General features: G+C 69.5%; 7 protein-coding genes. 2 read left to right on the top strand and 5 right to left on the bottom strand.

From position 1 onward, the window contains the following. The 4 genes from NQ160_RS11655 to NQ160_RS11640 form a co-directional block, all read right to left on the bottom strand. On the bottom strand, positions 1 to 1,471 hold a 1,471-nt coding region (locus tag NQ160_RS11655; protein WP_306853209.1), incomplete at its 3' end, for a pyruvate formate lyase family protein. Between the two features lie 223 nt (positions 1,472 to 1,694). After that, the gene (locus NQ160_RS11650) at positions 1,695 to 3,314 is read right to left on the bottom strand and encodes a Mur ligase family protein (RefSeq protein WP_257515403.1); all 1,620 of its coding nucleotides are present in this window, start codon (positions 3,312 to 3,314) and stop codon (positions 1,695 to 1,697) included. Positions 3,315 to 3,415: 101 nt separating this feature from the next. Continuing rightward, a complete protein-coding gene (locus tag NQ160_RS11645; protein WP_257515402.1) occupies positions 3,416 to 5,011 on the bottom strand; it encodes an amino acid permease in 1,596 nt (531 codons plus the stop codon). A gap of 10 nt (positions 5,012 to 5,021) precedes the next feature. Next, the gene (locus tag NQ160_RS11640) at positions 5,022 to 6,401 is read right to left on the bottom strand and encodes a glutamate decarboxylase (protein ID WP_257515401.1); all 1,380 of its coding nucleotides are present in this window, start codon (positions 6,399 to 6,401) and stop codon (positions 5,022 to 5,024) included. Positions 6,402 to 6,705: 304 nt separating this feature from the next. Here NQ160_RS11640 and NQ160_RS11635 point away from each other — a divergent pair, with 304 nt between their 5' ends. Then, positions 6,706 to 8,010 (top strand): M50 family metallopeptidase, encoded by a 1,305-nt coding sequence (locus NQ160_RS11635; RefSeq protein WP_257515400.1) that lies wholly within the window; start codon positions 6,706 to 6,708, stop codon positions 8,008 to 8,010. A gap of 26 nt (positions 8,011 to 8,036) precedes the next feature. On the opposite strand, the gene NQ160_RS11630 is transcribed toward NQ160_RS11635, so the two are convergent. Then, entirely contained in the window at positions 8,037 to 9,977 is a 1,941-nt protein-coding gene (locus NQ160_RS11630) for an anthranilate synthase family protein (RefSeq protein WP_257515399.1), read from the bottom strand. Between the two features lie 165 nt (positions 9,978 to 10,142). Here NQ160_RS11630 and NQ160_RS11625 point away from each other — a divergent pair. Next, positions 10,143 to 10,594, top strand: a 452-nt coding sequence (locus tag NQ160_RS11625) for a flavodoxin-dependent (E)-4-hydroxy-3-methylbut-2-enyl-diphosphate synthase (protein ID WP_257515398.1), incomplete at its 3' end; no start/stop codon positions are given.

The raw sequence follows: 10,594 nt of genomic DNA, 5'->3' as shown, positions 1-10,594 counted from the left end.
CGGCGAGCCACTCCATCGTCGTGCGGAACTTCTCGCGCACGTCGTCGTACTCCAGCACGTCACCGGTCACCGCAGGCAGCAGGGGCGTGATCTGCTTGCCGCTGACCTCGTCGCGTCCGCCGTTGATCGCGTACAGCAGCGTCTTGGCGAGGTTGACCCGAGCGCCGAAGAACTGCATCTGCTTGCCGACGGCCATGGGCGACACGCAGCAGGCGATGGCCGCGTCGTCGCCGCAGAGGGCGCGGATGTGGGCGTCGGACTCGTACTGGATCGACGAGGTGTCGATGGAGACCTTCGCGCAGAACTCCTTGAAGCCCTCGGGGAGGTCGTCGCTCCACAGCACCGTCAGGTTCGGCTCGGGGGCGGGGCCCAGGTTGTAGAGGGTCTGCAGGAAGCGGAACGCGGTCTTGGTGACGAGCGTGCGACCGTCCTCGCCGATGCCGCCGATGGACTCGGTCACCCACGTGGGGTCGCCGGAGAACAGCGCGTCGTACTCGGGGGTGCGCAGGAACCGCACGATGCGCAGCTTGATGACGAGGTCGTCGACGAGCTCCTGCACGTCCTGCTCGGTGAGGATGCCGCGGGCGAGGTCCCGCTCGATGTAGATGTCGAGGAAGGCGGTGTTGCGCCCGAAGCTCATCGCGGCGCCGTTCTGCTCCTTCACCGCGCCGAGGTACGCGAAGTACAGCCACTGGAGCGCCTCGCGCGCCGTGGCGGCCGGGCGGGTGATGTCGTAGCCGTAGGAGGCGGCCATCTCGGCGAGCTCCTGCAGGGCGCGGATCTGCTCGGCGTTCTCTTCACGCTGGCGGATGATCTCCTCGGAGGAGAAGTGCATGTCGAGCTCTGCGCGCTCGGTCTTCTTGCCTGCGATGAGCGCGTCGGTGCCGTACAGCGCCACGCGGCGATAGTCGCCGATGATGCGGCCGCGGCCGTAGGCGTCGGGCAGCCCGGTGATGATGTGGCTGCTGCGTGCGCGGCGGACGGCCGGCGGGTAGACGTCGAACACGCCGTCGTTGTGCGTCTTGCGGTAGCTGGTGAAGATCTTCTCCAGCACGGGGTCGATCTCGTAGCCGTAGGTCTCCAGTGCACCCTTGACCATGCGCCATCCGCCGTACGGCATGATCGCGCGCTTGAGGGGCGCGTCGGTCTGCAGGCCGACGATCAGCTCGTCATCCTCGGCGATGTAGCCGGGGGCGTGGGCGGTGATGCTGGCGGGCGTGTGGTTGTCGACGTCGTAGACGCCGCGCTCGCGCTCTTCGGGGAACATCCCCATGAGGGTCTGCCACACCCGCTCGGTGCGCTCGGTCGCGCCCGTGAGGAACGCGGCGTCACCGGTGTAGGGGGTGTAGTTCGCCTGGATGAACCCGCGGACGTCGATGCCGTCCTGCCAGGGGCCGGGAGTGAATCCTTCCCAGGCCTCGGGCATGGCGTCTGCGCCGGAAAGCTGCGTGGGGGGAGTGACCGTGGTCATCGTTTCCTCAATCCTCTGCGAATGATCGCCATACGGGTCTCGTCGGGACCCTGGAGGCGTATCCCCAGACTACTCCGTGGTCTGACCACACGGAACCGAGCATGCACGCGACGCACAAGAAACCCCGCGCCGAACGTCCGTCAGATGTGGCGTGACCACAAAGAGTGACGATGCGCGGCCGTTGCAGCTCGCGCCGAGGGGCGCGGAGGGCTCGCGAACGGGGTCAGTCGGAATACGGGACGGGCCAGCTGGGCTCGGGCACCGGCCACCCCGCGTCGCGGAGGGCGCGGCGGGCGAGTTCGCGCGCCGAGTAGGGTGTGCGCTGTCCGCGGATGTCGCGGTAGTCCTGGTGGCCGGGGCCGGCCCACAGAATGGCATCCCCCTCGCCGACGAGCTTCACGGCCTCGACGATGGCGCGCTCGGGCGGCGAGTACTCGTGGATCTCGGCGTCGGGCCGAGCCAGGCGCGCGCCCTCGATGAGGGTCGCCCGGATCGAGTCGGGGTCCTCGAAGCGCGGGTGGTGGTCGGTGATGACGAGGATGTCGCTGCCGAGCACGGCGGTGCGTCCCATGTCATGGCGCTTGGTGGCATCCCGGTCGCCGTCGGCGCCGAAGAGCATGAGCACCTTGCCGGGGGTGACGCGCCGCACGGCGGCGAGCGTCTTCTCGAACGCGTCGGGGGAGTGACCGAAGTCGACGTAGACGGCGGGTCCGCGTTCCCCGGAGACCCGCTGGGTGCGGCCGGGGAGATGGGCGCGGATGCCGCCATCGCGCTCGAGCGCGGCGGCGATGGTGTCCCACGCGTAGCCCCCCTCGAGCATCATCACGATCGCGAGGGCTGCGTTGGCGGCCATGTGTCGACCGATGACGGGGACCGTGGTCTGCAGCGAGCGACCCCCGGGGCCGGTGAGGCGGAACTCGGTGCCCTCCTGGCGCTCGTCGACGATCTCGACGATCCAGTCCGCGCCCGCCGCGACCGCGGGGTCGGCGGCGATGTCGGGGGTGCCGACGGTGGTGCAGGGCACCTCGCATCGTGCGACGACCTCGGCGCCGGCCGCCGAATCGAGGGAGACGACCGCCCGGCGCGCGCGGTCGGCGCGGAAGAGCGGCAGCTTCGCCTCGAAGTACTCGCGCATGTCGGCGTAGTCATCGAGGTGGTCGTGGCTGAGGTTCGTGAACGCCGCGACGTCGAACATGATGCCGTCCACGCGGTGACGCGACAGCGCCTGCGCCGACACCTCGACGGCGACGGCCTCGACGCCGCGCTCGCGCATGAGGGCGAGGAGCGCGTGGAACTCGGATGCCTCGGGGGTCGTCAGCCGCGACACGATCACCTGACCGGCGATGTGACGTTCCGCCGTCGACGACAGGCCGGTCACGGCGCCCACCTGCTCGAGGATCCCCTCCAGCAGGTGCGACACGCTCGTCTTGCCGTTGGTGCCGGTCGTGGCGAACAGCAGGGGCAGGTCGTCGCCGGAGCCGGTGCCGTACACCCAGGCCGACAGGTCGCCGAGCATCGCACGCGGGTCGTCGACGACGACGATCGGCAGCCCGGCGTCGGCGGCGATATCGGCCCCGGCCGCGTCGGTGACGATCGCGACGGCGCCCTTCTCGGCAGCTGCGCGGGCGAACTCCGCACCGTGGCGGGCCGCGCCGCGGATGGCCACGAACGCCTCGCCGGGTCGGAGGTCGGCGGTGGCGAGTGTGATGCCCGACAGGCTTACTCCGGCGACGTCGCCGCGGACGTCGATGCCGAAGCGGCGGGCGAGTTCGTCGAGCGCGCGCACCGGCGGGTGCTCGGGGCGCAGGACGGGCGGGAGATTGGTGGGGGCATCGGTGGGCATGGCGTTCCCATCCTCTCATCCGGCATGGCCGACACCTCCACCCTGCACGCAGATCTGCGGTCGCAGCACCGATGCGCCACGACCGCAGATCACTGCCGAGCTCAGGTGGATGGAGGCGGGGCTCCGTCCGACCGGGGCGCCGCGCCTGTCGAGGGCGGGGGCGCGGAGCCGGCGGCCGGAGACGCGGTCGCGCCCGCAGCCGCAGCCTCATCCTCGTCATGCGTGCCGTGCAGGGCCTTCTCCGCCGGGCTCCGCCGGTCCCATGCGGGCTTGCGCAGCGCGTAGAAGAGCAAGGGAGGTCCGCCGAGCACGACGATGACGAGGCCCACGATCCACGGATACGCCGCGACCGGGAACGCGGTGAACCCGTCAGGCGGGACGAAAGCCAGCACGAACGCCGTGAGGCAGGCGAGGAAGCCGACCCCGGCGACGAGGTTCATCGCCGGTACCCGGTAGGCGCGCTTCACGTTCGGTTCCTTGCGGCGCAGGATGATCGCCGCCGCGAACATCAGCATGTACATGATCAGGTACAGCGCAGCCGCCATGTCGATGAGCGCGACGAACGCCGCACTCACGTTCGGCACGATCACGAAGATCGCCGCCAGGACCGTCACGATGGTGCCCTGCAGCATGAGGATGCCGGACTGCACGCCCGCCTTGTTCCGCTTCTGCAGGGCGGGCGGCAGCAGCCCGGTCTCGGCCGCGGCGAGCAGGCCCTTCGACGGACCGGCGATCCAGGTGATCACCGAGGCCAGGGCGCCGGCGGCGATGAGCGCCGACACCACTGCCGTCGCCCACCCCAGATCCCATCTGTCGAAGTAGGCCTGGAACGCGAGCATGATGCCGTTCGTGAGCCCGAGGTCTTTTTCCGGCACGGCGATCGAGATCGCAAGCGTCGGCAGGATGAACACGAGCAGGATGAGGATCGACGCCAGCAGCACCGACCGCGGATACCCGCGCCCCGGGTCCTTCATCTGGTTCACGTGGACCGCGTTGACCTCCATGCCCGCGTAGGCGAGCACGTTCGACACGATGAGCACGATCGAGGCGATGCCGGTGAACGGCGGGATGACGGCCGAGGGATCCAGCGAGGTCTCGCTCTTCTCGCCGGTGCCCAGCCAGATGAACCCGAACACGATGAGCAGCACCGCCGGCAGCAGGGTGCCGAGGATGCCGCCCCACGATCCGAGCTTGGCGAACAGGTTGCCGCCGCGCAGGGTGATCAGCGTGGACCCCCAGTAGAGCGCCAGGATGATGATCGCGGTGTACAGCCCGGAGTTCGACAGTGAGGGATCGAGGAACACGAATGCCAGAGCGGCCGCGATGAACGCGATCTGCGTCGGATACCACACCACGTTCTGGATCCACTGCAGCCAGACCGCGGTGAAGCCCCACCGGTTCCCCATAGCCTCCCGCACCCAGACGTAGACGCCGCCTTTCCATCCCGTCGCCAGTTCTGCGGCGACCAGCGCCGTGGGGATGAGGAAGAAGATGGCCGGGATGATGTAGAGCGTGATGCTGCCGAGGCCGTACACCGCCATGGCGGGCAGCGAGCGCAGACTCGCGACCACCACGAGGGTCAGCATCGCGAGCTGGCCGACTCCGAGGAAGGCGGTGACGGCCTTGTGGGAGGTGAGCGGATGGTTGGATGCCGCCTTCGCGGCATCCGTCGCCTGGTTCGATGCGTTGGTCGACATGACTGGCCCCTTAGTGGTGGAACGCGGGGTGCTGGCCCTCGACCGGCATGGCCGACTCGAGGGCGTCGAGATACGCGGTCTCGGTCTCGATGTCGCCGAGCAGCTCGGCGGCGAGATCCATGCTCAGGCCGTTGCGCACCACGATGCGCTGCACGGTGAGATCGGCGAGATCATCCGGCATGGGATACGCCGGAACGAGCCAGCCCTTCATGCGCAGACGGTCCTGCAGGTGGTAGAGGTTCCAGTTCTTGGTGTGCCCCTCCTTGAGGTACCACGCGAACACCGGGATGTCACTGCCGTCGTTCCAGAGTTCGAACGCGTCGATCTTCGCGATGCCGGCCGACAGGTACTTCGCGACGTCCTGCGAGGCCTGCTGCACGGCGCGGTATCCCTCGAATCCGAGCCTGAGGAACATGTAGTACTGCAGCAGCACCTGTGCGCCGGGTCGTGAGAAGTTCAGCGCGAATGTCGGCATCTCCCCGCCCAGGTAGCTCACCTTGAAGACGAGGTCCTCGGGCAGCCACTGCGTGTCGCGCCAGACGACCCATCCCAGACCGGGATAGACCAGGCCGTACTTGTGGCCGGACGTGCTGATGGAGTGCACCCGCTCGAGGCGGAAGTCCCACACCAGATCGGGCTGCAGGAACGGGGCGATCATGGCGCCGGAGGCGCCGTCGACGTGGATGGGGATGTCGAGACCGGTCTTGGACTGGATCTCGTCCAAGGCCTGGGCGATCTTCGCCACCGGCTCGTACATGCCGGTGTAGGTGACGCCCATGATCGCGACGACCCCGATCGTGTTCTCATCGACGTACTTCTCCAGGTCGTACCCGTCGAGCGTCTTGTGCTCGAGGCTGATGGGGACGAAGCGTGGCTCGACGTCGAAGTAGTTGCAGAACTTCTCCCAGCACACCTGCACCGCGGACGACATCACGAGATTCGGCTTGGAGGTGTCCTTGCCCGCGGCACGACGCGACTGCTGCCAGCGCCGTTTGAAGGCGAGTCCGCCGAGCATGCAGGCCTCGGACGAGCCGATGGTGGAGGTGCCGATGCTCCGCGAAGCGTCCGGCGCGTTCCACAGATTCGCCAGCATGTGCCAGCAGTTGTCCTCGATGGCGGCGGTCTGGGGGTATTCGTCCTTGTCGATCATGTTCTTGTCGAAGGACGCCTCGTACACCTGCTTGGCGTCGTCGTCCATCCAGGTGCCCACGAAGGTCGCCAGGTTCAGCCGGGAGTTGCCGTCGAGCATCGTCTCGTCGTCGACGATCTGCTTGGCGGTGTCGGGCAGCGACTCCTGCTGCGGGATGACGTGCCTGGCGGAGACGGATGCCTCGCCGGGTCGTGCAAATCGGGGGGTGAGTTCCTCGTCCCCGGTGTTCGCTGTGCTCATCAGCCGCTCCCATCCTCGATGTCCGGCGCCCGCGGTGTGCGGGCCGCGAATGCGAAACACGAGCTGCGGTGCAGTTCGGTGCGCATCTGGGGGGGGACGTTACGCCGCGGGTCGCGGTCGGACAAGAGGCCTCGTGGTGGGCGGCTGTCGCTGTCGTATCGAGGACGTGCAGGGCGCCGACGGGCGTGCAGGGGAGCGGCCAGGGACAGGGCGGTGCCGGCGATGACGCCGGCGGTCAGGGACCAGCGTGCGGTGCAGGCGCGCCACGGCGAATTCAAAGCCGGCCGCGATAACGTGGCCCGCTGTGACCGTCATCGCCTTCGTCATCGGAGTGCTCGTCCTCGTCGTGGGACTGGCCCTCTCGATCGCGCTCCACGAGCTCGGGCATCTGCTGCCCGCGAAGAAGTTCGGCGTGCACGTCGGCCAATACATGATCGGCTTCGGCCCCACCCTGTGGTCGCGCCGGCGCGGCGAGACCGAGTACGGGTTCAAGGCGATCCCGGCGGGCGGATACATCTCGATGTCGGGCATGTACCCGCCGTCCCCTGCCGCGGCGGAGCGCGGTGGCCGTGCCGGTGGCGGGCTCTTCGCCACCATGGTGCAGGACGCCCGCGCGGCCAACGCCGAGACGATGACCGACGTCGCCGAGGACCGGCTGTTCTACCGGCTTCCCGTCTACAAGCGCATCATCATCATGCTCGGCGGTCCGCTGATGAACCTGCTGCTGGCCCTCGTGCTGTTCACGATCATGCTCAGCGGCATCGGCGTGCAGACGGCCACGACGACGATCGCCGGCGTCAGCGAGTGCCTCGTATCGGGTGCGTCCGCGCAGTCCGAGTGCACCGCGGACGATCCGGCCGCGCCCGCGGCGGCCGCCGGCATCCGCCCCGGCGACGTGCTCGTCTCCGTCGACGGCGTGCCGGTGGAGACCTTCGCCGAGGCGTCGCAGATCATCCAGGACTCGCCCGGCGAGACCCTCCCGGTGGTGGTCGAACGTGATGGTGCGACCCGCACGCTGCAGGTGACGCCGGCGCTCACCGAGCGGGAGATCGTCGACGCCGACGGGCAGGTGACCACCGCCGAGGTCGGCATGGTGGGCATGACCGCACGCTCGGAGTACGTGCCCCAGCCGATCTGGGCCGGCGCCGAGATGACAGTCGACAGCGTTCAGCGCGTCGCCGGGGTCATCGTGCAGCTGCCGGTGCGGATCTACGACACCGCGGTGACGTTGTTCACCGGCGCCGAGCGCGACCCCGACGGGCCGCTTTCGGTGGTCGGTGCCGGACGCCTCGCCGGCGAGGTCGCCGCGATCGACGCGCCGGTGCTCAACCGCGTATCGGGCCTGCTGGGGCTACTGGCGTCGCTGAACCTCGCCCTGTTCGTGTTCAACCTCATCCCGCTGCTGCCGCTGGACGGCGGGCACGTCGCGGTGGCCATGTGGGACGGACTGAAGCGGCTCGTCGCGAAGGTCTTCCGCCGGCCGCCGCCGCGGCCCGTCGACGCCGCGCGCCTCGTGCCCGCGACGTTCGCGGTGGTCGTGCTGATGATCGGGATGGGCGGCATCCTGATCCTCGCCGACGTGTTCAACCCGATCTCCTTCTTCGGCTGACCCGAGTCGGGAGTCGGGCGGCGTCGTCAGGCCAGTGCGGTCGCGACGAGACGCTCGAGCGTGCGCATGCCGTCGCGCGAGAGGATCGACTCCAGGTGGCCCTGCACCGAGGCGAACCCGGGTCCGCGCAGCGCGTAGACGTCGCCGGATGCCGCATCGGCAGCCACCTCGGCCGCCCCGACCGCCGCCGTGCCGGGAGCGACGCGGGCGGTGAAGGTGTTGTAGAAGCCGATCGACGCCGGCTCACCGAACACGTCCACCGTCTTCTGCAGCCCCTGGTGCGGCGCGTCGAGGGGTGCCAGGTCGATGCCCAGGGTGTCGGCGAGGATCTGGTGGCTGAGGCACACCGCCAGCAGCGGCCGGCGGTCACGCAGGCGTCCGCGCACGACCTCGCGCATCCGCCGCAGGCGGGGGCTGTCCGGGTCTCGGGGGTCGCCGGGACCGGGGCCGGCCACGACGAGGTCGGCGGCATCCAATGCGGCCTCCGACGCGTCGGACCACGGCACGATCGAGACGTCGAGACCCAGGTGGCGCAGCTGGTGGGCGAGCATCGTGGTGAAGCGGTCCTCGGCGTCGACGACCACCGCGGTGCGGCCGGCGAACGGGCCGGGTTCGGCGTCATCGCCCTGCGGGTTCAGCCAGAATTCGGCCAGCCGGGCGTTGCGCGAAGCGAGCAGCTCGGCGATGTGCGGGTCGTCCGCGAGGGATCGGGGGGCGGATGCCGGGGCGTCGGTGTCCGGCTTGCCGACCGAAGCGGCGGCTGCGGCCGCGGCCTCGGCCGCGGCGTCGCGGGGGATGGCACCGATCGCGCCGAGCACGCCGGCCGCCTTGCCGTGGGTCTCTCCCACTTCGCCGTCGGGGTCGGAATGGCGCACGAGCGTCGCGCCCACCGGCACCCGCAGCCGCCCGTCTTCGAGGTAGGCGGTGCGGATGAGGATGGGGGCGTCGAGGTCGTGCGTGATGGCGTCGTCATCCTCCGTCGCGGAGTCCGTCGCGTCGCGCGGGGTGAACAGCGCGGCCACGCCTGAGTAGTACCCGCGCGGTGCGGTCTCGTGCCGCGCGATGACGGTGCACGCGTTCTGCATGGGCGATCCGGTGACCGTGGGAGCGAACATCGTCTCGCGCAGGATGTCGCGGGGGTCGAGCCGACTGCGTCCGCGCAGCACGTACTCGGTGTGCGTCAGACGCGACATCTCCTTCAGGCGGGGACCCGTGATGCGCCCGCCGTCGGAGCACACCGCGCTCATCATCTTCAGCTCCTCGTCGACGACCATGAAGAGTTCTTCGGTCTCCTTGGTCGAGGCGAGGAAAGCGCTGAGCGTCTCGGCGGTGGCGCCGCCGGCGGGGTGGCGGAACGTGCCGGAGATGGGGTTCATGGTCACCACGCCGCTCTGCGCGCTCACGTGCCCCTCGGGGGTCGCACCGACGGCGACATGGCCGGGGGTGACGACGGCGAACGTCCAGTACGCGCCGCGCTCGTGCTCGAGTAGCGCCCGGAACCACGTGAGCGCGGCCGTGCGGGGGTCGACATCCACCTCGGCGGTGAAGTCGCGGCGGATGACGAAGTTCGCGCCTTCACCGCGGCCGATCTCGTCGGCGATGACACGGCGAACGATGTCGGCGTAGGTGTCGTCGGCGATGTCGAACCCGGCGTCGGCCAGGGCGACGGGGGCGGTGGGCAGCTCGGACAGCGCCTGTGCCCGCGGCACCGAGGTGTGCCGGTCGACGATCAGGCAGCGCAGCGGAGCCCCGTCGTCGTGACAGGCGAAGCCGCGCTCGCGCACCTGACGGAACGGCACCATCGCGAGCACTTCGCGGGGCGCGCCTGAGGCGTCCGTCAGCGGGATGTCGGCGAGCAGCTCGACGTCGACGACCTCGCCGGAGAGGATCTCCACGGTGTCGGCGTCGCGGGCGATGAGGGCGAACGCGGGCAGGGCGGCCAGCGTGGCGGTGAGGGACGCGGTCATGGCAAATGAAAAGACCGCCCCGCGGGCGGTCTGTCGTCACACGAACCCACCGCCTATGCGGTGAGCCACCAGGTGAGGTTCGCGGACATGGGCCCGAAACTACCACACGGCCGCCCGCGAGTGCCGTTCGGCCCCTCTCCAGGTCGCCCGGCGTAGGGTGGAAGCGTGCCAGCAGTCAACCTCGGGATGCCGCGTGTGCCGGAGCTTCTCGCTCCGCGCCGCAAGAGCCGTCAGATCCGCGTCGGGAAGGTCCTCGTCGGTGGGGACGCGCCCGTGAGCGTGCAGTCGATGACGACCACCAAGACCACAGACATCAACGCCACCCTTCAGCAGATCGCCGAGCTGACGGCGTCCGGATGCGAGATCGTCCGCGTCGCGGTGCCCAGCCAGGATGACGCCGATGTGCTGCACATCATCGCGAAGAAGAGCCAGATCCCGGTCATCGCCGACATCCACTTCCAGCCGAAGTACGTCTTCCAGGCGATCGACGCCGGGTGCGCGGCGGTGCGGGTGAACCCCGGCAACATCCGGCAGTTCGACGACAAGGTCGGCGAGATCGCCAAGGCGGCGAAGGATGCCGGCGTCTCGCTGCGCATCGGCGTCAATGCCGGATCGCT

The sequence above is a fragment of the Microbacterium sp. zg.Y909 genome, from assembly GCF_024626565.1.
Note: the sequence above shows the minus strand (reverse complement) of the source record. Positions and strands in the feature narration are given on the sequence as shown.